The following is a 22,622-nucleotide window of genomic DNA, read 5'->3' on the forward strand; positions in this document are numbered from 1 at the left end:
CTCTCCAGTCAGAAAAAATGGCCGATGGCAAACGATGCCGCGTACGCTTCCGGCGCGCTGCCGTCCCACACGACGCCGTCGCACAGGGTCGAGCTGCGCATGGGGGCTTTTGGTACGGTCGTGGCCGTCATCTCCGCCGCCTGGCGGTACAGGTCGATGCGGTTGACTTGCCTTGCCACCGCCAGATAATCGGGTTCATCGCGCAGCAAGCCCCAGCGCCGGTGCTGGGTCATGAACCACATGCCGTCGGACAGATACGGAAAATTCACGGTACCATCGCCGTAGAACTGCAAGCCGTGCGCCTCGTCCCAGATCTTGCCCAGCCCATCCTGGTAATGGCCGAGAATGCGCGGCGCCAGCGTTTCCTGCGGCGTGTTCAGGTAAGCGGGCTCGGCCAGAGTGGCCGCCATGGCCAGCCGGTTGGTATCGCTGGCATCGATCCAGCGTCCCGCCTCGAGCACGGCGGCGATCAGGGCGCGGCAGCTGTTCGGATGCTGCTGCGCAAACGCGGCGCTGGTGCCCAGCACCTTGCCCGGATGGTCGGGCCAGATGGCGCCGCTGGCGGCTGCCGTCACGCCCACGCCATCGACGATGGCCTTGTAGCCCCACGGTTCGCCCGCGCAAAAGCCGTCCATCTGGCCGGCGCGCAAGGCGGCCACCATCTGCGACGGCGGCACCGTCATCACGCGCGCGTCGCGCAGCGGATCAATGCCATGCGCGGCCAGCCAGTATTGCAGCAGCATCGCGTGGTTGCCGGTCGGAAAAGTATGCGCGAACGCAAACGGCCGCGCCGTGGCGCGCATATGCCGCGCCAGGGTGGGACCATCGTGGGCGCCCTCGCGCGCCAGCGCCGCCGACACGGTGACAGCCTGGCCGCTGTGGTTGAGATTCATCAATACAGCCATGTCGCGCTGCTGCCCGCCGATGCCCATCTGCACGCCATACACGAGGCCATACAGCACATGGGCCGCGTCGAGTTCGCCATTGTTCAGCTTGTCGCGCACACCGGCCCACGACATCTCGCGGCTCAGTTCAATCTTGATGCCGTATTTTTCATCGAGACCCAGCTTCGACGCCATCACCAGCGAGGCGCAATCGGTCAGCGGCAGGTAGCCGATGCGTATCGTCTGTCTTTCCGGCTGCAGGGTCCGCATCACCTGGGCGCTGTCTGCCATTTTCTCTGTCATACCATTCCTTGCCGATAAATACTGTTTTGCCGTGCCACCGTGGGCAAGGCTCTCACCTTCCAGCAGCAAGGAGCGTGCCCGTACCTGCCCGCTTCATGGCGGCAGGAAACGCACCGCAATGGTGCGCTGCACCAGCATGTGTCAGGAAATGGACGATTCATCCCAACAAGTCCTCCACGTCGAGGATGCGCTGGGCAATCTCTGCCAGCTTGAGTTTCTTGTTCATGGCCATGCTGCGCAAGCGCTGGTAAGCCTGGTCTTCCGTCAAGCCGTGATGCGTCATCAGCAGGCCTTTGGCCCGCTCGATCACCTTGCGCTCCAGCAACTTGTGCCGCGTGTCGAGCAATTCGGCGCGCAATTTTTCTTCCTGGCGAAAGCGCGCGAGCGCCACGTTCAGCACGGGCAAGATGCGCTCGGCATGCAAGCCGGCCACGATGTAGGCGGAGACGCCGGCCGCCATGGCCGCGTCGATGCTGGCCGTGGCGCCGTCTTCCGTAAATAATACGATGGGGCGGCGCTCGTCGCGCGTGGCGATGACGATGTGCTCGAGCACGTCGCGCGCATCCGATTCCGCGTCAATGATGATGAGATCAGGCTGCAGTTGGGCGATGCGTTCAGGAAGGTAGAGGTCGGCTGGCAGGGAAGCGACGATGTCGTAGCCCGATTCCAGCAAGCCGATGCGCAAGGCATTGCCGCGCTGCACTTGGGCAGCCAAGGCCGCATTCTCGTGCACGCCGTGCTCGACAATAGTGTTGACGACGACGATGCGCAAAGGCTGGGTACGGCTGGACGTCATGGGAGCGATCTGCAATGGCTAAACACAACCATTGCAGTAAGCAAGAAGCGAACCAGCCGGTTTTACAGCGGAATTACTTCAGGGTCGGCATGGCAAACTCGGCCCCGGCCGCCGTCGAGGCCGGCCAGCGCTGCGTCACCGCCTTCTGCTTCGTATAGAAACGCACCGATTCCGGGCCGTGCGCATGGTGGTCGCCGAACAGGCTGCGCTTCCAGCCGCCGAAGCTGTGGAAGGCCATCGGCACGGGGATCGGCACGTTCACCCCGACCATGCCCACCTGCACGCGGTGCGTGTATTCGCGCGCCGTGTTGCCGTCGCGCGTGTAGATGGCCGTGCCGTTGCCGTATTCATGCGCATTGACCAGGTCCAGCGCCGCCGTGAAATCGGGCACGCGCACGATGCACAGCACGGGGCCGAAGATTTCTTCCTTGTAGATCGTCATCTCGGGCGTGACGTGGTCGAACAGGCTGCCGCCGAGGAAAAAGCCGCGCTCATGGCCGGGCAGGACAAAACCGCGCCCGTCGCAGATGAGCTTGGCGCCCTCTTCCACACCTTGCGCGATATAGCCGGCGATCTTCTCCTTGTGCACTTGCGTCACCACCGGCCCCATCTCGGCCGACAGATCCATGCCCTGCGTAATCTTGAGTGCCGCAATGCGCGGCACCAGGGCTTCCACCAGCTGGTCCGCCACATTGCCCACCGCCACGACGACGGAAATGGCCATGCAGCGCTCGCCGGCCGAACCGAAGGCGGCGCCCATCAGGGCATCGACCGTCTGCGGGATATCCGCGTCTGGCATGACGACCATATGGTTTTTCGCCCCGCCCAGGGCCTGGACGCGCTTGCCCTGCGCGCAGCCCGTCGCATAGATGTATTCGGCGATCGGCGTGGAACCGACGAAGCTGACGGCGCGCACGTCCGGGTGGTGCAGCAAGCCGTCGACGGCTTCTTTATCTCCCTGCAGCACGTTGAAGACGCCGTCGGGCAAGCCCGCGTCCGTCAGCAGCTGCGCCAAGAGCAGGCTGGCCGACGGGTCGCGTTCCGACGGTTTCAGTACAAACGTGTTGCCGCAGGCAATGGCCATCGGGAACATCCACATCGGCACCATCACGGGAAAGTTGAACGGCGTGATGCCGACACAGACACCGAGCGCCTGGCGGATCGACCAGGCGTCAATGCCGCCGGCCACCTGTTCCGAATACTCGCCCTTCATCATCTGCGGGATGCCGCAGGCAAATTCCACCACTTCGATGCCGCGCGTCACTTCCCCTTTCGCATCCGTGAAGACCTTGCCGTGTTCGGCCGTAATCAGGGCGGCCAGCTTGTCGGCGTTTTGCTCCAGCAACTCCTTGAATTTGAACATGACCCGTGCGCGGCGCAGGGGCGACGTTTGCGACCAGGCGGGAAACGCTGCATGGGCGGCAGCCACGGCCGCGTTCAGTTCGGCAGGCGTGGCCAGCGCCACCTTGGCCGTCACGGCGCCCGTGGCGGGGTTGAACACGTCGCTCGTGCGCTCGGTGCGCGAAGCCATCGGGTTGCCACCAATAAAGTGGCCGATCATCGGGGTCGTCATTGTCTTGTCCTTGGTTATTTCGTCATCAGCCAGTCATGGGCCGGGTCGTTTTTAAAATGCCAGACCCGCTTGGGGCCCGCCATCACGTTCAGGTAATAGCCGTCGTAGCCATACGGCACGGTCACGGGGTGGTAGCCGCGCGGCACCATCACCACGTCGTGGTTTTCCACGGCCATGGCTTCATCGATGCTGCGGTCATCCGTGTAGACGCGCTGGTAGGCAAAGCCCTGCTCGGGATGGAGCCGGTGGTAATAGGTTTCTTCCAGCGAACTTTCGGTTGGAATATTGTCGCTGTCGTGCTTGTGCGGCGGATAGCTCGACGAATGGCCGGACGGCGTGACGACTTCCACCACCAGCAAGCCGTCCGCTTCTTCCGTCTGCGGCAGGATGTCGCACACATAGCGCGTGTTGGCGCCCTTGCCGCGCACGGAGCGCGTCATGCTCGATGGCTCGATCAGACGCGCCGGGCGGTGGGTCGTGGCCGGTGCGCTGCACAGGGCGACCTCGGCGGCGCTCACGGCCGTGATACGCACCGTGGTGTCCAGCGGTACATACACGGCGTAGGGCGAGACGTCCTCGAAGACGCTGGCGCGCTTGCCGATGGATTCCCAGATCTGCCCGCCCGCCTGCACCGTGACCGTGCCCGTCAGCACGACGAGACACAGTTCGCGGCTGCCCGTCTCCAGCGTCAAGACCTCGCCCGCCGCCAGGCGGTGGGCGGCAAAGCCCACGTGCGTCCAGCCGGCCGATTCCGGCGTGACTTCGACGATGGTCTGTCCCTGCCCCGCTTTCACCAGCAGCGGGCTCATGCCGCCTCCCGACCCAGGCGCGGAATCGCATCGACCAGGCGTGCCAGGTAATCGTGGCCCATCTTCGCGTATTGATAGCTGGGAGCGACGGCCGGGTCTTGCTCCGCCTCCACCACCAGCCAGCCCGCGTAGCCATGCAGATACAGCCGCGTCAGGATGGCCGGAAAGTCGATGCAGCCGTCGCCCGGCACGCTGAAAGCGCCATTGATGACGGCCTGCAAAAAACTCCAGTGGCCGTTGCGGGCCAGTTTCACCACGTTCGGGCGCACATCCTTGCAATGCACGTGGCAAATCCTGTCGATATGTTTATTGAGCACCGCCAGCGCGTCGCCGCCGGCAAAGGTGATATGACCCGTATCAAACAACAAGCCCACTTCCGGCCCCGTCAGGGCCATCAGTTGATCCACGTCGGCCGGGGTTTCCACGTAGGCGCCCATGTGGTGGTGATAGGCCAGGCGCACGCCGTGCGCCAGCAAATGCTTGGCAAACGCCGTCAATTTATCGGCGTAGTCCTGCCATTGCTGGGCGGACTGGAAACGCGGGCGTTTGTACAGGGGGCGCGCTTCGCCCTGGATGGCGTCGGCCACTTCGCCATACACCATGACGGTGGCGCCGCTGTCGGCAAGTAAACGTAAATGCGGGCCAACAGAAGCGATCTCTTCTTCCACCGAGCGGTGCGCCAGGCGGCCCGAATACCAGCCCGAGACGCACGCCAGACCATATTTGCCCAGCACGGCGTTCAGGGCCGGAGCATCCTTGGGAAACTTGTTGCCCAGTTCAAACCCCACGTAGCCGATCTCGGCGCCTTCCTTCAAGGCCGTTTCCAGCGGCGTTTCGCCGCCCAGGCTCGGTAAATCGTCGTTCATCCACGAGATCGGGTTGATGCCGATACGTACATTCCAGGTAGTCATTTCAATTCCTTTGTTTCAGGCGATCGTTTTCATAACGGGCACGCGCAGCTTGCACGCCGGGCTGGGTCGACACTTCCGGTACGGCCACTTCCCACCAGCAGCCGCCCTCCTGCGTCGTGCGCGTGTCGTCCGTGTCGATGCAGATCAGATACGTGCGGGAAGCTGCCCGGGCGCGCAGCATCGCTTGCTCGAGTTCGCCAATGTCGGCAACGTGTTCGGACAGCGCGCCCAGGGATTGCGCATGCAGGGCGAAGTCGATGCGGGGGGCGCTGTCGGGCAACATATTGTTGAACGAGGCATTGCCGCAGGCCTGCTGCAGGCGGTTGATGCAGCCGTAACCCCGGTTGTCGAGCACGACGATGATGAGTTTTTTGTCGAGCATGACGGAGGTGGCGATTTCCGAATTCATCATCAGATAGCTGCCGTCGCCCACCATGACGATGACTTCGGCTTCCGGCTTGGCCATCTTGACGCCGAGGCCGCCGGCGATTTCATAGCCCATGCACGAATAGCCGTATTCCATGTGGTAGCCGCCCGGCGTCGATGTTCTCCACATTTTATGCAGCTCGGCCGGCAGAGTCCCGGCCGCGCAGACGACGATGTCGCGCACAGTAGAATCCGGTGCGGAACGCTGCACGGCGCCGATGACTTCGCCGTCGTACGGCAAGCCGGCCACCTCGCGTTTGCCGGTGATGGCCAGCACGGTATCGCGCCACGCGCTCCCCGCCTGCTGCGCGCGGTCCAGCCACTGGCCTGCGCTGTTCCAGTTAGGCAAGTACCGCGACAGTCCCTGCAAGCCAAGTGTCGCGTCCGCCTGCAAGCCCAGGCCGCGGCGTTTCAGCGCATCAAAACTGTTGACGTTCAGGCTCACCAGTTGCGCCTGCGCAAACAGGGAGTTCGATCCTGTCGTGAAATCCTGCAGGCGCGTGCCGACGGCCAGCACCACGTCCGCGTCCGCCGCCAGCGCGTTGGCGGCGGGCGAACCGGTGACGCCGATGGCGCCCAGCTGCAACGGGTGGTCCCACGGTAAAGAACTCTTGCCGGCCTGGGTTTCCGCCACGGGAATGCCGTGGCGCTCGGCAAACGCCTGCAGCGCGGCGCCGGCCTGGCCGTACAGCACGCCGCCGCCGGCGACGATCAGCGGCTGCTTCGCCGCTTGCAGCAAGACGGCCGCCTCTTCCAGTTCCTGCTCGACGGGCGGCACGGCGCGGAAACGCACGACTCTCGGTTCAAAGAAATCCACGGGATAGTCATGCGCCATCGTCTGCACGTCCTGCGGCAGGGACAAGGTCACGGGGCCGCAAGCGGCCGCGTCCGTCAAGGCGGCGATCGCGCGCGGCAAGGCGGTGAGCAATTGTTCCGGATAGACGATGCGGTCGAAATAGCGCGACAGCGGTTTGAAGGCATCGTTGACCGAGACGCTGCCGTCCGTGCCATCTTCCAGCTGCTGCAAGACGGGGTCCGGCGCGCGCGAGACGAACACGTCGCCGGGCAACAGCAAGACCGGCAGGCGGTTCACGTGCGCCAGCGCGGCGGCCGTGAGCAGGTTGGTGGCGCCGGGACCGATGGAACTGGTCACGGCCATCATGCGCCGGCGCATGTGGGCTTTCGCATAGGCAATGGCCGAGTGCGCCATCGCCTGCTCGTTGTGGGAACGGTAGGTGGGAAATTGTTCGCGGTACTGGTACAGCGCCTCGCCCATGCCGGCGACGTTGCCGTGGCCAAAGATGGCGAAGGCGCCGCCGAACAAAGGTTCGCCGTCCTCGGTGCGCAGCACGGACAGGTAGCGGATCAAGGCCTGCGCCATGGTCAATCTGATCGTGGCGCTCATGCCGCACGCTCCAGGCGGTTGCGCGTGCGTTGCCACAAGCTGATCAGCTGCTCGAAATTGGCGCGCACGGCGGCGATCAGGCCAGCATCGTCGAGTTCGCCGGCCAGCCAGCGGCGGCTCGGTTCCTGGAAGATGGTGCGGCCCACCATGAAACCCTTGCAGGTGGTGCTGGCACTGGCTTGCTCAAAACTGTCGGCCAGGGCGGCGATGGGCGCGTTCAGGCCCAGTAATACCACGCCACGGCAATACGGATCGCGCTCGTGCACGAGGGCATCGATGGCTTGCCATTGCGCAGCTGACATGCTTTCCAGTTTCCACCATTCGGGGTAGATGCCCAGATTGTACAGGCGCTTGACGGCGCGCAAGACGGTATCATCACCGTGCGGCAAGGCTTCCGACGGTATGACTTCGAGCAACAGTTCGTGACCGCTCACTTGCGCCGCGTCATACAGGGCCTTGATCTGCGCTTCCTGCTCCAGGCGGTTTTCCACGGCGTCGTCCGGATGCAGCGGCACCAGGCACTTGATCACGTGTTCCTTCGGCCAGCTGAGCAGGTGCGAGCCGATGGAGCGGCCCCAGTCGAATTGCAGCGGGTTCGATCCTGGCAATTCCACGGGACGGCCTATCCACCAGCCGCGTCCGGTCGCATCGTTGAGCGCGTCGACGCCATAGCGGCCATCGATCAGCACGCCAGTCTTGCCGGCCAGTTGCAAGGCCGTTTCCGTTTGCGCCACGGCTTGCACCATCAATTGCTTCAAGGCCGCAATGGCCGCTTCGGGCGCGCCGGTTTGTTGCGCCAGCTCAAAAAATTGCGTGCGGTGGTCGAACGCAAACACGCACAGCTCATTCCACTCCTTGCGCGCGACCGTCGTGCGGTGCAGGCGCGACAAGGTCGCGTCCTGGTCCGGCTGCGTCAGCTTGGCCGCATTGGCCAGGAAATAGTCGAGCTCGACGGGCGACGGCATGGCCGGCGCGCAGCCGTGGCGCGACACGACGAGGGCGCCGCAGCCGTTCGCATAGCGGCAGCACGCCTCGTAATCCTCGCCGCGCAGCCAGCCTTTCAGGAAACCGGAAAGAAAGGCGTCGCCGGCGCCGAGCACATTGAGCACTTCGACGCGCACGCCGCGGTAGTTATACGCGTCATCGAGGCTGGCCGGCACCACATTGTCGATGACGGCGCTGCCCAGCGGCCCACGCTTGACGACGAGGGTGGCCAGGGTGGCGGCCCGCACGGCGCGCAGGGACGCCATGATGTTGGCACCGCCGCCGGCGATCATGAATTCCTCTTCCGTGCCGACGATCAGGTCGAACTGCGGCAGGATGGCCTGCAAGTGGCGGGTCACGCCTTCGTTCGAGACGAAACGCGTTTCGCCGTCCGCCTTGCCGGACAAGCCCCACAGCACGGGCCGGTAATCGATGTCGAGCACGGTGCGCACGTTATTGGCGCGCGCCAGCTGCAATGCCTGCGTGCTGACGGCGTGCATGGCGCTAGTCGAGAAATGCGTGCCGGTGATTAATAACGCTTTGCTCGATGCAATGAAAGCCGCATCCACCGACGATGCGTCGATGGCCATGTCGGCGCAATTTTCGCGATAAAAGATCAGCGGGAAGGTGTTCTTGTCCTTGATGCCCAGCATGACGAGGGCCGTGAGCCGTTCGCGGTCGATGCCGACATGGCTGACGTCGCAGCCCTCCTGCGCCAAGGTGTCGGTGAGGAAACGGCCCATGTGGTCGTCGCCCACTTTCGACAGCATGGCCGATTTCAAGCCCAGCCGGGCCGTGCCGAAGGCGATATTCGCCGACGAGCCGCCCAGGTATTTGGCAAAGCTCGTCGCGTCTTCCAGGGTGCTGCCGATCTGCTGCGCGTACAGGTCCACCGCCAGGCGGCCCAGGCAGATCACGTCGAGCGCGCGGCCCTGGGCAAATTGTGTGGAATTATTCATGGCTATCCTTAAATCGTGACACCGTCGAGTTCACTCATCAGCGTTTGCATTTCCGCACCGCCCGCCATCATGTCCAGCAAGGCATCCTTGCTTACCGTATCCTTGGTAAAGGTGCCCAGCGACTTGCCCCGGTTCAACAACGTGAACGAGTCGCCGACCGGATACGCATGGTGCACATTATGCGTAATAAAGATCACGGAAATGCCCCGCTCGCGCGCCTTGTAAATCAGTTTCAGCACATTGAACGATTGTTTCACGCCCAGGGCGGCCGTCGGTTCATCGAGGATCAGCACGCGGGCGCCGAAGTGGATGGCGCGGGCGATGGCCAGGCACTGCTTTTCGCCGCCCGACATGGTGCCGATGGCCTGGTGCGGGTCGCGCACCATGATGCCCATCTCGGCCAGCTTGTCGCGCGCCGTCTCGGCCGCATAGTCGATATCCATCACGGGCACCAGGCCCAGCAGCTTTTTCATCGGCTCGCGGCCCATGAAGAAATTGCGCGCCACGGACAACAGCGGCACCAGCGCCAGATCCTGATAGACGGTGGCCACGCCCATGTCCAGCGCTTCGCTGGGCGAATTGAAGACGACGGGCTTGCCATCGACCAGGTATTGGCCGTCGGTGGGCTTGTGCACGCCGGCCAGGGTCTTGATCAGGGTGGACTTGCCGGCGCCGTTGTCGCCCAGCAAACAATGAACCTCCCCCTCGCGCAACCGCATGGTGATGTTTTGCAAGGCCAGCACGGAGCCGAAGCGCTTGCTGACATTTTCCAGGGCAAGAATATATTCGCTCATGATTTATCTCGCTTCCGTGACGCGTGAGCGTACAAAGTTATTGAACAGCACCGCGATCAGCAGCATCACGCCGAGGAATACGCGGAACCAGTCCGAATTGATGTTGGTATAAGTGATGCCGATCTGCACTACGCCGAAGATCAGCGCGCCGAAGCAGGCGCCGACGACGGAACCGTAGCCGCCCGTCAGCAAGGCGCCGCCGATGACGGCCGCGATGATGGCTTCGAATTCCTTTTGCATGCCGCGGTCGGCGGCGGCCGAACCCACGTCGCAGACTTGCAAGGTGGCAAACAGGCAGGCGCAGAAGGCCGTGAAGACGAACAGGGAAATCTTGACCTTGCGCACCGGCACGCCCACATTCTTGGCCGCATTGGCGTCGCCGCCGACGGCAAACATCCAGTTGCCGAAACGGGTACGCGACAAGACGAATGCGGCGCCGGCGGCCAGCACCAGCCACCAGGCGATGACTTTCGGCACGCCTTTCACCAGCGGCGAGCCGTCGTCGAGCACGGCGATCCAGCCATGCGCGCCCATCCACTGGAACAGGCCGGTGGCGACGTTGCCGTGGAACAGCAGGCTGGCCAGCCAGTCTTGCGCCGCCAGGTCGCCCACGCCGCTGACGATGGTGCGGTTGGCGAACATGATCGACAGGGCCAGGGTCAGGCCGCGCAGGATGAACAGGAATGCCAGGGTCACGATGAACGATGGCAAGCGCGTCTTGATGACGATATAGCCGTTAAGCCAGCCCAGCGCCATGGAACCGGCGAAGGCGAACAGGATCGCGGCCCACAATGGCCAGTGGAAATAAATCGTCGGGATGGCGATCATCATGCCGGCAAAGCCGATCATGGAGCCGATCGACAGGTCGAATTCACCGGCGATCATCAACAGGCAGGCGCCGATGGCGATGATGCCCAGGTAGGACGCCACTTGCATCCAGTTGACGACGCCATCGAGGTTGAACATGCCGGAATCGCCGGCCGTGATGACGAAGAAGGCAAACACGAGCACCGCGCCGGAAATCGAGGCGAACTCGGGGCGGCCGAAAAACCGTTTGACCCAGCTGGTCGTGCCCACGCGCTCGTCGGCGGCGGCAACTGGCTTGCTGGAGGCGCCGGGAGGCGGAGGAGGATTCATGCCGGGGCTAGCCAGGCTGGATTTGAGCGCAGTCATACGAATTCCTTTCAGTGATACTTGTTACCAATTCCGATTACTTTCCTGCCAGCATCGCTGGCGCCAGGCGTGTTCCTCCCATGCGCCGCCCGCGGAGGCGGTGCGGCGCTGGGCAACTCCTGGTGGCGACTGTGTGGATTAGCGGTATTGACCGGCGTATTTTTCGACCTTGGCGATGTTTTCCTTGGTCACGAAACCGGGGCCGGAGCTGATGTGGCGCGGGCCGTAGATGGGCGTCAGGCCGTATTCGGCCAGGCGCGCCTGGTATTTCGGATTGGCGATCAGGATTTCCTTGACCTTGGCCAGGCCAGTGATTTTTTGCTGTTTCATGATGGCCATCACGGCAACGGGAATGTAGCCTTGCAGGTAGGGCTGCTGGTCGATGGCGAACTGGATGCTGCCATCCTTGATGCCCTTGGCGATTTCTTCCGACAAATCGAAGCTGGCGAAGTACATCTTGCCTTTCAGACCCAGCTTTTCGACGGCGCGCATGGCGGCCGGCGCCGAATCCGGTCCCAGCGCCAGCACGGCCTGGGTCTTCGGATTGCTGCGCAGATAGGCGCTGACCTTGCTTTCGATCACGCCTGGGTCGACGCCATTGGTGTCGAGCGTGGACGATTTGAAATCGACGCCGAGCGCATCGGCAAAACCGCGGCAGCGTTCGAACGACGACGCATTCATCGCATAGTGATTCACGCACACGAACGATTTGATGCCCGCTTCCTTGGCGCGCTTGCCGGCGCCCAGGCCCGCGTCATACTCGGGCTGGCCCACGTGCATGATGGCTTTCAACTGTTCGCTTTGCGCGATGGTCCCCGAATTGATGGTCACGAGCATGATTTTCTTCGCCACGACCGTGCCCAGCGGCTTTTGCAGCACGCTGAAGTCGGCGATGTCGGCGATCAAGCCATCATAGTTGCGCGCGGCCGACTGCTCGATCAGGCGCGCCATGTCGGCCAGGTCGCCATTCGGCGGATTGCGGTAGTCGACGGACACGTTGAAATCTTCACCGGCTTGCTTGATGGCGTTCTTGATGGTATTCCACCAGGAATCGGAGTCCGGCGCATGGCTGACCATGACGAATTTCTCGCCGGCAGCATGGCTGGCGCCCGTGCTCAAACCCAGGCTCAGGCCCAGGCTGGCGATGGCCAGGCACTTCATCAAACCCTTGCTTTTATTGCTATGCATGAATGTCTCCTAGACGGATTAATTTTTATAGTTGCGAGCTTTTATGAAGGGTGTCACCGGCCTGGCCTTGCGGCACACGAACCGATGCACTGCGCACAGCTTAGGCCACAAAAAAGACAAATGCAATAAAATTTTCAAAATAAATTTAAATAGAAATTCGTTTCTATTTTCAAGATTCCCTCCTATAATTCTCGCCAGAACCAGCCGCACGGAATTGATACGTCATCGCGGCCCAGCAAGCATACCGAGGAAAAAAACCATGGCAGCCACCGCCCCCATCGAACAGCTGATGCAGCACATTGCCGCCGAGTACGACAACCTGTCGCGCCAGTTGAAAGTCATCGCGCAATACATCGAAAAGCACCGCGCCAGCCTGATGCTCGAGCGCATCAGCGACATCGCTGCCGCCTGTGACGTGCAGCCGTCGGCCATCGTGCGTTTCGCGCAGCGCTTCGGCTACACGGGCTTTTCCGAAATGCAGGATGTGTTCCGCCAGGCGTACACGGACCAGGCCGGCGCCACGCCCGACTACCAGCAGCGCATCCGCAAGCTCATCTCCACGCGCGACGCGGCCCTCAGCGCGGGCGACTTGACGCGCGAATTCGTCGGCGCCAGCCGTGCCGGCCTCGACGATCTGGCCGCCGGGCTCGACGACGTGCAACTGGAAGCGGCCGTCAACCTGCTGCTCAAGGCTGAAAACATCTATGTGATCGGCGTGCGCCGGTCGTTTCCGATCGCCTCCTACATCGCCTACGCGCTCGAACACACGGACAAGCGCGTGCACCTGATCAGCGGACTGGGCGGCATGCACCGCGAACAGATGCGCAGCGTGCGCGAACGCGATGTGGCGATCGCCATCAGTTTCTCGCCTTACGGCAAGGAAACCCAGCAGTGCATCAAGGCGGCGCAAGACAAGGGTGCCAAGGTCCTCGTGATTACCGACAGCAAACTGGCGCCGCTCGCGCGGGCCGCCGACGCGTTGTTGACCGTCACCGAGGGCAGCGCCTTCGCCTTCCGCTCGCTGACCAGCACCATCTGCCTGTGCCAGGCGCTGTTCATCGCGCTGGCATACAAATTAGAGCTCGACATCGAAGAAATCCACACCCCAGGAGAACATGATGATTGAAGTAGCGTTGTTCGGCGCCGGACGCATCGGCAAAATCCACGCGGCCAACCTGGCTGCCCAGCCCGGCGTACAGTTCAAGTACGTGGTCGACGTCAACCAGGAAGCGGCGGCCGCGCTGGCCGGCTTGCATGGCGGCAGCAGCGCCACGGTGGAAGCGGCATTGGCCGACCCTGCCGTCAAGGCCGTCGTCATCGCCTCCAGCACGGACACGCACGCGGACCTGATCCTGCGCTCGGCCGCTGCCGGCAAGGCCATCTTTTGCGAAAAGCCCGTCGATCTGACGCTGGACCGGGCACGCGCCTGCGCCGCTGCCGTCAAGGAAGCCAAGGTGCTGTGCATGCTGGGCTTCCAGCGCCGTTACGACCCCACCTTCCATGCCGTCAAGACACGGATTGAAGCGGGAGAAATCGGTACGCCGGAATTGCTGGTCGTCACCAGCCGCGATCCCGGTCCGCCGCCCGTGAGCTACATCAAGGTGTCGGGCGGCATCTTCAAGGATATGCTGATCCACGATTTCGACATCTTCCGCTGGATACTCGACGATGAAGCCGTCAGTGTGCACGCCACGGGCAGCTGCCTGGTCGATCCGGCCATCGGCGAGGCGGGCGACCTCGATACGGCCGTCGTCACCATCCGCACGGCCAAGGGCCGCTTGTGCCAGATCAATGCCTCGCGCCGCGCCGCCTACGGCTACGACCAGCGCTTCGAAGTGCTGGGCAGCGCCGGCATGCTGCAGGCGGGCAACCACAAGCCGACGGAAGTGACAGCCTATGGCTCGGTGAACGTCAGCGTGGACAAGCCGGAAGATTTCTTCCTGGAACGCTACCGCGTGGCTTACGCGCAGGAAATGGCGCACTTCTTTGACGCCCTCACCCACGGCACGCCGCTGCGCACCACCGTGCACGATGGCTTGAAGGCGCTGGAACTGGCCGAGGCGGCAACGCTGTCGTGGCGCGAACAGCGCGTCGTCACTGTATAAACCAATAATAAAGCTATCTGGAGACCACATGTCATCCCCAACATTAAAAGTCGGCATCGTCGGCCTGGGAAGGCTGGGCCAGCGCCACGCCATCAACCTGGCGCAGCGCGTGCCCAACGCCGAAGTAGTCGCCGCCTGCAGTCCCGTGCCGGCTGAACTGGACTGGGCCGCCAGCCAGCTCGGTATCACCACCGGCTATGCCGACTACGATGCGCTGCTGGCCCACCCGGGCCTGGACGCCGTCTTCCTCGTCACGCCCACCTCGCTGCATGCGGACCAGATCATCGCCGCCTTGCGCGCCGGCAAGCACGTGTTTTGCGAAAAACCGCTATCGCTGGACCTGGCCGACTGCCTGAAGGTGGAAGCGGAAGCGGCGCGCCACCCGCAACTGACCATCATGATCGGCTTCGTGCGGCGTTTCGACACCAGCTATCATGACGCACAGCAAAAGATCGCACTAGGGCTCATCGGCAAGCCGTATCTCGTGCGTTCGCAAACCTGCGACCAGAACGACCCCAGCGGCGCCTTCATGCGCTTCGCCCCCACCAGCGGCGGCATCTTCCTCGATTGCAGCGTGCACGATATCGACCTGGCGCGCTGGCTGCTGGGCAATCCCGTGCCCAAACGCGTGTATGCGAGCGGCACCAACGCCATCCACACGGGCTTGCAGGCGTTCGGCGACGTCGACAACGGCCTGGCCACAGTCGAATTTTCCGATGGCAGCATGGCCAGCTTCATGGCTTCGCGCACCATGGCGCACGGCCATGAAACCCTGACGGAAGTGTTCGGCACAAGCGGCCGCCTGGCCGTGGGCAGCAATCCGCGCCTGAACCGGGTAGAAATTTCCGATGCGCACGGTGTGCGCAACGAATGCACGCCGGACTTCTATGCCCGCTTCGCCGACGCCTTTTTGATCGAGGCGCAGGAGTTCACGGATGCGGCGCTGGGCCGGCGCACCTTGTCACTGACTTTGCACGACGCGACGGAAGCGACGCGCATCGGCCTGGCCATGACGCAAGCGATGCGCGAGGCACGGCCCGTCGAGTTTTAAACCAAAGGCGGGGACTCAGGCGGCCGGCGCGGGAAATGGACGTTCGGGCTGCCTGGGCTCCACGGCCAGCCGCAAGCCCATGGCATCGAGGATGGCCGTCAAGGTGCTCAGCGAGGGATTGCCCTCGGGCGACAAAGTACGGTACAGCTGGGTAGGATTGAGCTTGGCCGCCTGCGCCACGGCGGGCACGCCGCCAAAGGCGCGCGTCAGCTGGCGCAGCACGGCCAGCAGTTCGCCATGGTCGCCATCGACGAGGATATTGTTGATCAGTTCAAGGGCCAGAGCGGGATCGTCGCGGTACAGTTCGGCCATCGCATCGTCATGCGAGCGGTCTCTCGGTGGTTTGCTTGGTTCCTCTTTCATGTCCTCTCTCCTTCCAGTCGTGCCAGCAGGCACAGGCGTATTCGATATCTTTCGGCTGCGTGCGCTTGTCGCCGCCGCACAGCAATAAAATGATCTGTTCGCCGGCGATGGCGTAATACACGCGGTAACCGGCCCCCACGTCGATGCGCAATTCCCACACGCCATCGTGGCAGAACTTGTGGTCGCCAAAATTGCCGGGAATCATACGCAACACGCGCCGGGCTATGGCCACCCTGGCCGTAGTATCGCGCTGGCGTTTCAGCCATTCCGTATATAAATCCCTGCCCGATGATGTCAGATAGTGCCGGATCTCGTACATCATATTCGTCCATAAACGAAGAAAGATCAAGGAAAAAATCACGTGGTTGCATAAAAAAGAAGACCACGCCATCTTGCGGCGAAACCGCATGACGCAGGTGCCGAATGCCGGGATCACTGATGTATATCAAGATGCGTTTCCCCAGTTACTGTAGAGAAATGATGTGGCGCGTACACGCCTCACGCGCATGCTATTGCGCTATACAATAAGCGCTGCCCAACCGCGAAAAACCCTGCCGCCATGACGAATAACGATAGCAACTCCCCTCCCCTTGCCGACGTGGCCGAACGCTACGTCAAGCTGGTCCTGGCCATGGGCCAGCACGATGCCTCGTACGTGGACGCCTATTACGGCCCGCCCGCATGGCAACAGGAAGCGGTAGAACAGCAATTGAGTTTGAGCGACATCAAAGCCGCGACTGACAAGGCGCTGGCCCTGCTGGCCGACGAACCTTGCCTGCGCGCCCTTAACCTGCGCAAGCAGTTGCACGCCGTGCTGGCGCGCGCGGACATGCTGCAAGGCGCACGCCTCGATTTCGATACGGAAAGCGCGCGCCTGTACGACGCCGTCTCGCCCCATCACAGCCGTGCGTACTACGAAGACCTGGTGGCGCAGATCGACGCCCTGCTGCCCGGTCCCGGCACCGTCAGCGCGCGTGTCAACGCCTTGCGCGCGCAACTCGTCATTCCCGCCGACAAGCTGCGTGCCGTCATGGACGCGGCCATCCGCATGGGCCGCGAGCGCACCCTGCGCTACATCGCGCTGCCCGACGGTGAAGATTTCGTATTGGAATTCGTCACCGACAAGCCCTGGAGCGGCTACAACTGGTACAAGGGCAACTACCAGAGCGTGATCCAGATCAATACGGACTTGCCCGTGTACATCGATCGCGCCGTCGACCTCGGTTGCCACGAAGCGTATCCGGGCCACCACGTCTACAACGTGCTGCTGGAACGCGACCTGGTGCGCGGCAAGGGCTGGATGGAATACTGCATCTACCCGCTGTATTCGCCGCAATCGTTGATCGCCGAAGGTACGGCCAATTACGGCATCGAACTGAGTTTCACGGATGCGGAAAGGCTGGACTTCGAACAGCAGGTGTTGTACCCGCTGGCCGGCCTGGACCCGGCGCTGGCGCCCCGCTATGCGCAACTCAATGCCTTGCTGGCCAAACTGAGCTACGCCGACAACGACATCGCGCGCCAGTACCTCGAAGGCACCATCACGCGCGAAGAAGCGCTGGAATGGCTGATCAACGTGCGCCTGTATCCGGCCGAGAAATCCGCGCAACGCCTGCAGTTCTACGATGCCATGGGTGCGTACGTCATCAATTACAACCTGGGCCAGGACATGGCGAAAGCCTATGTCGAGCGCCAGGGCGCGACGCGTGCCGCGCATTGGGGCGCCTTCCGCGACCTGATGTCCTCGCCGCGCGTGCCCAGCGCGCTGCTGGCCTGACGCTGCCGCCGGCGCCTTACTGCGCCGGCAGGCGGATGGTCGCTTCCAGGCCGCCCTCGCGGTGGTTGGCCAGGCTCAGCTCGCCGCCGTGGGCCTGCACGATGCTGCGCGCAATACCGAGCCCCAGCCCCATGCCGTGCGCATTCTGCTCGCGGCCATGTTCCAGGCGCACATAGGGCTGGAACAGGCTGGCGAACGCCTCTTCGGCCACGCCGGGGCCGTCGTCGCGGATGCGGATGACGATGTGCTCGCCTTCGCGGCGCGCGGACAGGTGCGCCGTCTTGCCGTAAAACAAGGCATTGTCGAGCAAGTTGCCGATGGCGCGCTTGAGCGCCAGGGGCTTGGCCGTCACGCTCAGGCCCGTCTCCACGTAATGCACTTCGTGGCCGGCCAGCTGGGCGCCGCGCACCATGCGCTGCAGCAAGGCGTCGAGCCGCACCTCGGTGGCGTTTTCATGGATGTCGCTATCCTTCACGCATTGCAGCGCCCCCTTGACCATCATGTCCAGCTCGTCGAGGTCGTCGTGGAATTCATTGCGCTGCACATCGTCGTCGAGCAGTTCCGTGCGCAGTTTCAAACGCGTGATGGGCGTGCGCAAGTCGTGCGAAATCGACACGAACAGGCGTTCGCGGTCTTCCAGATAACGCTGGATGCGCTCGCGCATGGCGCCAAAGGCGCGCGCCGTCTGCACGAACTCGCGGCTGCCCGTCTGCGGCAGGGGCGGCGGCGTCTCGCCGCGGCCAAAGGCCTCGGCCGCATCCGACAGGGCCGCCAGCGGCCGCGTGGTCCAGCGCACGACGAGGATGGACAGCAGCAGCACGGCCGCCAGCGACAGCGCCTGCAGCAGTACCCGGTCCAAGGTCCAAGGGTTGCTGCTTTGCAAGAAATATGGATTCGGCATCAGCGCCGCCAGGTACAGCCAGTTGCCTGGTTCCAGTTCGGCCTGGATCACCAGCACGGGGGCCGGATTCGGTTTCAGCAGCAAGATATGCTGGACCCAGTTTTCCGGCAAGTCGCCGATGCGCGCGCCGCTGTCGGCCACCACCAGGTCGGCCGGCCAGGCGAAGCCCACGCGGTAGCCGGCCAGCTGCGGCAAGTCGCTCTTCAGCGCCGCACCCACGGTCGCCACCACCGTGTCGGCCAGTGCGTGCGGTGCGATTTCGCGGATGGCCAGCGGGCCCTGGTTGACGTTGACAAAGAAGCGCGTGCCGCCCATCTCGCGGAATTGCTGGATCAGGATGGGCCGGTAATTGGCGGGCAGGCTGAGAAAGAAGCGGATGGTGCTGCTGGCGCTGCGGGCCAGGTGCTGCGAAGCCATGCGCGCTTCCACGGCCGAGTCGCGGCGCAGTTGCGCGGCCCAGATCAGGTTACCCACCAGTTGCGTGGCCAGCACGCCGGCCACCATCACGACGGACAGGCGGCCCAGCAGCGATGGCGGCAGCAGGCGCTCGAGCAGGCGGCGCGCGCCCCGCTCAGGCATGCGCACTGCTGACGTCGGCCGAAAACACATAGCCGGCGCCGCGCACCGTCTTGATCAGCACGGGTTGCTTGCCATCATCCTTCAGGCGCAGCCGCAGCCGGCTCACCTGCACGTCGAGCGAGCGGTCGAGCGGCCCCGCGTCGCGCCCCCGCGTCTGTTCGCACAGCACGCTGCGGTCGAGGATATCGCCCGGATGCTCGACAAAATAGCGCAGCAGCTGGAAATCGAGGCCCGTCAGTTGCAGCGCTTCGCCGTCCGCGTCCGTGACCGTGCGCTCCAGCGTATCGAGCGTAAAGCCCACGAAGCGGTAGTAGCGGGGCGGCGGCGCCGCGTCGATGCCCGTGCGGCGGTGGATGGCCTTGATGCGCGCCAGCAATTCACGCGGACTGTAGGGCTTGGCGATGTAGTCGTCGGCGCCCAGCTCCAGGCCCACCACCCGGTCCGTCTCGTCGGAGCTGGCCGTCAGCATGATGATGGGCACGTTCGAGCGGGCGCGCACCACCTTGCACAGGGCAAAGCCGTCCGTGTCAGGCAGCATCACGTCGAGGATCACCAGCGACAGGCTGTCGACATGGCGGTGGAATTCGGCCAGGAAGGTGGCGCCATCGTGCGCCAGGCTGACCTCATATTGATTCTTTTCTAAATATGCCTTCAACAGCATGCGGGTCTTTTGATCGTCGTCAACGACCAGGATTTTGCGTGACATGGTCTCGTCCTTTTTTATTCAGCACCTGCAACATGCTGCCGATGCGGCGCTGGGCGTCGGCCGTGCTGATCGTCTCGTCCAGGAAATAGCGGTGCACCTCGGCGATGATGGCGTCCTTGCTGGTTTCATCGGTGGCCATGCGGTGCACGAGGCTGGGCGCCTGGAAGGCGGCGCCGCGCGCGAACGCCTGCGCCGAAGCGCGCCCACAGCTGTCCAGGCGCGACAGGTCGGTCTGGCGCAAGGCGGGAATCGAACCCTTTACCTGGCTGTACTCGAGCTGCACGGACGGCGAAGCGACCACCTGCGCCAGCTTTTCCTGCGCGCCCTGGTGCGTGTAGTCGGAAGCGAACATGGCCAGCGTATCGATGCTGTACAGGTGATATTCGCCCGTGTCGGGCGCGGCGGCGCAGCCGAAGACCTCGTCCGTGGCGCGGCCCCAGGCGTTCAGCTCGCCCTTCGCCCAGTCGCCCATGATGTACATGGCCGCCTCGCCATCACCGACCTGGCGCGCCATCTCGGGCCAGCTCTGTTCGCGCAGCGGCGCCGCCATCCATTGCTTGAGCGACCTCAAGCGCTGCAAGGCGTGCCGCAGGCGGGGGTCCGCATACGCCTCGGCTTTCTTGTCGACAAACAGGGCGCGGTAGTAGGCAGGCCCCGATTCGGCCAGCACCAGCGTCTCGAACAGGGTGGCCACTTGCCACGCCTCGCTGCTTTGCGCCAGCGGCGTGATGCCGGCCTGACGCAGCGTGGCGGCCACGCGCTCGAAGTCGCTCCAGCTGCGCGGCACGGCCAGGCCCAGGCGCTGGAAAATCTTGCGGTTGTAAAACAGCGTATTGATGCGGTGGATGCCGGCCGGCACGCCCATCGTATGGCCGCGGTTCTGCAGCAGGCCCCACACGGTCGGATACATGGTTGCGCGCCAGTTGTTGCTGGCGGCGACGCTGTCGAGCTGCAGCAGCAGGCCCAGGTCGCTCCACTCGCCCAGCGTGTAGCCGATCAGCTGCATGACTTCCGGCGAATTGCCGGCCAGCACGCGGCTCTTCAGCACCTTGCCCGCGCCGACGCCGGCGCCGCCCGCGATACCCGCGTCGCGCCACTCGACGCCTTCCTGCGCCAGGCGCGCCACCAGCACGTCGGCCGCGCGGCGCTCGCCGGTCGAGGTCCACCAGTGCAGCACTTGCAGCGGCTCGGCCCGCACGGGCACGCCGGTCCACATCAGTGAGAGCAGTGCCAGTGCCGCCACGCCGCGACGGCGGGCGGCCCCGGCATGGCGGTCGGCGGTGCTGCGCGGTGGCGTCTTCAATGCTGTCCCCTTGTTCTTGTCGCGACAAACTATAGCCCAACTACAAAACAGCAGGTTGGTAATTTAGTCACCTGATTTGTAAAGAAACGTGAGCTTTTGTTGCGCCATCTTGCACGGCGCCCGGGGCGTCCCGCCCGCCCGACGCCCCGCACGGCGCGCCACGGCAGCGGCCAATGGTAAGGAAAGGTAAGCAAGCGCACCTGCGCATTTCAATATTATCCTTTTAAATCAACAAGATAAGAAATGATCGTCAGCGCAATGCCGGGAGCTGGCGTCACATTTCCCCCGATGCTACTGTCCGCCAACTGCAGCGTATCAGGCAGCCAAACAAGACCAACACCAACAAGGAGACATCATGCGATTGCATGCACAAGGCGGCGTGGCCGCGCGCAACACATTGCTGGCCCTGCTGCTGGCCAGCGGCACGGCGCAAGCGGGCACGCTCACCATCGAAAGCTGGCGCGTGGACGACAAGACCCTGTGGGAAACGGTGCTCATCCCCGCCTTCCAGAAAAAGCATCCTGGCATCGAAATCAAGTTTTCGCCCACGGCCCCCACCGAATACGATTCCACGCTGAACGCGCGCCTGAGCGGCGGCACGGCAGGCGACTTGCTCGCTTGCCGCCCGTTCGACGTCTCGCTGGCCCTGTACAAACGGGGCCAGCTGGAAAAGCTCGACGGCAAGGCCGGCATGGAGAATTTTCCCGCCTCGGCCAAGGTGGCGTGGCAGACGGACGATGGCAAGGACACCTTCTGCATGCCGATCGCCTCCGTCATACATGGTTTCCTGTACAACAAGAAAATCTTCCGCGAACTGAAACTGCAGCCGCCCGCCACGGAAGAGGAATTCTTCAAGGTGCTCGAAACGGTCAAGAAGAGCGGCAAGTATGCGCCGCTGGCGCTGGGCACGGCCGACCAGTGGGAAGCGAACCAGGTGGTGTTTACCAGCATCGGCGCCAATTACTGGAAGGGCGAGGATGGCCGCAAGGCGCTGATCGCCGGCAAGGCCAAGTTTACCGATCAGCAATTCGTCGGCGCCTGGGAATATGAAGCCCGGCTGGGCAGCTATCTGTCCAAGGGCGCCAGCGCGCAAACCTATGGCGACAGCCAGAACCAGTTCGCGCTGGGCAAGGCCGCCATCTATCCGTCCGGCTCCTGGGACATCGCCTACTTCAAGCAGGACCCGGAGCTGGAACTGGGCGCCTTCAACCCGCCCGTGCGCAAGGCCGGCGACAAGTGCTATATCTCGGACCACACGGACATCGGCATGAGCGTCAACAAGAAGTCGAAGAACAAGGAAGATGCCTACAAATTCCTCGCCTGGCTCGGTTCGCAGGAATTCGCCGACATCTACACCAACAAGGTGACGGGCTTCTTCTCGCTGTCGAACCATTTGATTTCCATCAAGGATCCGCTGGCCAAGCAGATGAACGGCTGGCGCGCCAGTTGCGCCTCGACCATCCGCCTGAACGCGCAAATCCTCAACCGGGGCGAACCGAGCATGGAAAACGAGCTGTGGAACGTCAACGCCCAAGTCCTGAACGGCAAGCTGGCGCCGAAGGACGCGGCGCGCCAGATCCAGGCCGGCTTTGCCAAGTGGTACAAGCCGCAGCAGTAATCCCCCCATCCTCC

Annotated in this window: 20 protein-coding genes; 5 read left to right on the forward strand and 15 right to left on the reverse strand. The window is 63.4% G+C overall.

What is annotated here, in order from left to right:
• Positions 1–8: 8 nt before the first annotated feature.
• The 10 genes from AC1RBA_RS25835 to AC1RBA_RS25880 form a co-directional block, all read right to left on the reverse strand.
• A complete protein-coding gene (locus tag AC1RBA_RS25835) occupies positions 9–1,187 on the reverse strand; it encodes a CmpA/NrtA family ABC transporter substrate-binding protein (protein WP_492420236.1) in 1,179 nt (392 codons plus the stop codon).
• 157 nt (positions 1,188–1,344) lie between these two features.
• Entirely contained in the window at positions 1,345–1,983 is a 639-nt protein-coding gene (locus AC1RBA_RS25840) for an ANTAR domain-containing response regulator (RefSeq protein ID WP_070291249.1), read from the reverse strand.
• 73 nt (positions 1,984–2,056) lie between these two features.
• Positions 2,057–3,556 carry a CoA-acylating methylmalonate-semialdehyde dehydrogenase gene (locus AC1RBA_RS25845; RefSeq protein WP_492420238.1) on the reverse strand — a complete coding sequence of 500 codons (1,500 nt, stop codon included), beginning with the start codon at positions 3,554–3,556 and terminating at the stop codon, positions 2,057–2,059.
• 14 nt (positions 3,557–3,570) lie between these two features.
• A complete protein-coding gene (iolB, locus tag AC1RBA_RS25850; RefSeq protein ID WP_492420240.1) occupies positions 3,571–4,365 on the reverse strand; it encodes a 5-deoxy-glucuronate isomerase in 795 nt (264 codons plus the stop codon).
• Complete coding sequence (iolE, locus tag AC1RBA_RS25855) at positions 4,362–5,276, reverse strand: myo-inosose-2 dehydratase (protein ID WP_492420242.1); 915 nt, start codon at positions 5,274–5,276, stop codon at positions 4,362–4,364. Before iolE ends, iolB begins: the two co-directional genes overlap by 4 nt.
• Position 5,277: 1 nt before the next feature.
• Positions 5,278–7,107, reverse strand: a complete 1,830-nt coding sequence (iolD, locus tag AC1RBA_RS25860; RefSeq protein ID WP_492420244.1) for a 3D-(3,5/4)-trihydroxycyclohexane-1,2-dione acylhydrolase (decyclizing) — start codon at positions 7,105–7,107, stop codon at positions 5,278–5,280.
• Positions 7,104–9,050: a bifunctional 5-dehydro-2-deoxygluconokinase/5-dehydro-2-deoxyphosphogluconate aldolase gene (locus AC1RBA_RS25865; protein WP_492420246.1), complete on the reverse strand. Its 1,947-nt coding sequence runs from the start codon at positions 9,048–9,050 to the stop codon at positions 7,104–7,106. The genes iolD and AC1RBA_RS25865 overlap by 4 nt, the downstream gene beginning before the upstream one ends.
• Positions 9,051–9,058: 8 nt before the next feature.
• The gene (locus tag AC1RBA_RS25870; protein ID WP_121669170.1) at positions 9,059–9,844 is read right to left on the reverse strand and encodes an ATP-binding cassette domain-containing protein; all 786 of its coding nucleotides are present in this window, start codon (positions 9,842–9,844) and stop codon (positions 9,059–9,061) included.
• 3 nt (positions 9,845–9,847) lie between these two features.
• Complete coding sequence (locus AC1RBA_RS25875; RefSeq protein WP_070218115.1) at positions 9,848–10,981, reverse strand: ABC transporter permease; 1,134 nt, start codon at positions 10,979–10,981, stop codon at positions 9,848–9,850.
• A 174-nt stretch (positions 10,982–11,155) separates the two neighbouring features.
• Positions 11,156–12,205: a sugar ABC transporter substrate-binding protein gene (locus AC1RBA_RS25880; RefSeq protein WP_492420248.1), complete on the reverse strand. Its 1,050-nt coding sequence runs from the start codon at positions 12,203–12,205 to the stop codon at positions 11,156–11,158.
• A gap of 259 nt (positions 12,206–12,464) precedes the next feature.
• Here AC1RBA_RS25880 and AC1RBA_RS25885 point away from each other — a divergent pair, with 259 nt between their 5' ends.
• The 3 genes from AC1RBA_RS25885 to AC1RBA_RS25895 are packed head-to-tail and all read left to right on the forward strand — an operon-like array spanning position 12,465 to position 15,361.
• Complete coding sequence (locus AC1RBA_RS25885) at positions 12,465–13,331, forward strand: MurR/RpiR family transcriptional regulator (protein WP_326457795.1); 867 nt, start codon at positions 12,465–12,467, stop codon at positions 13,329–13,331.
• Positions 13,324–14,310 carry an inositol 2-dehydrogenase gene (iolG, locus tag AC1RBA_RS25890; RefSeq protein ID WP_492420373.1) on the forward strand — a complete coding sequence of 329 codons (987 nt, stop codon included), beginning with the start codon at positions 13,324–13,326 and terminating at the stop codon, positions 14,308–14,310. The genes AC1RBA_RS25885 and iolG overlap by 8 nt, the downstream gene beginning before the upstream one ends.
• Positions 14,311–14,338: 28 nt before the next feature.
• A complete protein-coding gene (locus AC1RBA_RS25895) occupies positions 14,339–15,361 on the forward strand; it encodes a Gfo/Idh/MocA family oxidoreductase (protein WP_492420250.1) in 1,023 nt (340 codons plus the stop codon).
• A 15-nt stretch (positions 15,362–15,376) separates the two neighbouring features.
• Here the strand turns inward: AC1RBA_RS25895 and AC1RBA_RS25900 are convergent, their stop codons facing one another.
• Together AC1RBA_RS25900 and AC1RBA_RS25905 are read right to left on the reverse strand one after the other, a co-directional pair.
• Positions 15,377–15,724 carry a helix-turn-helix domain-containing transcriptional regulator gene (locus AC1RBA_RS25900; protein WP_099408596.1) on the reverse strand — a complete coding sequence of 116 codons (348 nt, stop codon included), beginning with the start codon at positions 15,722–15,724 and terminating at the stop codon, positions 15,377–15,379.
• A complete protein-coding gene (locus AC1RBA_RS25905) occupies positions 15,681–16,046 on the reverse strand; it encodes a type II toxin-antitoxin system RelE/ParE family toxin (protein ID WP_492420253.1) in 366 nt (121 codons plus the stop codon). Before AC1RBA_RS25905 ends, AC1RBA_RS25900 begins: the two co-directional genes overlap by 44 nt.
• Before the next feature lie 237 nt (positions 16,047–16,283).
• On the opposite strand from AC1RBA_RS25905, the gene AC1RBA_RS25910 reads away from it, so the two are divergent.
• Positions 16,284–17,501, forward strand: coding sequence for a hypothetical protein (locus AC1RBA_RS25910; RefSeq protein WP_492420255.1), 1,218 nt, complete (start codon positions 16,284–16,286; stop codon positions 17,499–17,501).
• A gap of 16 nt (positions 17,502–17,517) precedes the next feature.
• Here the strand turns inward: AC1RBA_RS25910 and AC1RBA_RS25915 are convergent, their stop codons facing one another.
• From AC1RBA_RS25915 to AC1RBA_RS25925, 3 genes are read right to left on the reverse strand one after another with little or no spacing between them, the layout of a single operon-like run.
• Positions 17,518–18,981 (reverse strand): ATP-binding protein, encoded by a 1,464-nt coding sequence (locus tag AC1RBA_RS25915; RefSeq protein ID WP_070218101.1) that lies wholly within the window; start codon positions 18,979–18,981, stop codon positions 17,518–17,520.
• On the reverse strand, positions 18,974–19,687 hold the full coding sequence (locus AC1RBA_RS25920; RefSeq protein WP_492420257.1) for a response regulator: 714 nt from the start codon (positions 19,685–19,687) through the stop codon (positions 18,974–18,976). The genes AC1RBA_RS25915 and AC1RBA_RS25920 overlap by 8 nt, the downstream gene beginning before the upstream one ends.
• Positions 19,662–20,990, reverse strand: a complete 1,329-nt coding sequence (locus tag AC1RBA_RS25925; RefSeq protein ID WP_240453600.1) for an ABC transporter substrate-binding protein — start codon at positions 20,988–20,990, stop codon at positions 19,662–19,664. The genes AC1RBA_RS25920 and AC1RBA_RS25925 overlap by 26 nt, the downstream gene beginning before the upstream one ends.
• A 355-nt stretch (positions 20,991–21,345) precedes the next feature.
• Here AC1RBA_RS25925 and AC1RBA_RS25930 point away from each other — a divergent pair, with 355 nt between their 5' ends.
• A complete protein-coding gene (locus AC1RBA_RS25930) occupies positions 21,346–22,608 on the forward strand; it encodes an ABC transporter substrate-binding protein (RefSeq protein WP_492420260.1) in 1,263 nt (420 codons plus the stop codon).
• The last annotated feature ends 14 nt before the right edge of the window (positions 22,609–22,622 follow it).

It is taken from the genome of Janthinobacterium sp. GW823-FHT03B06 (genome assembly GCF_058796955.1).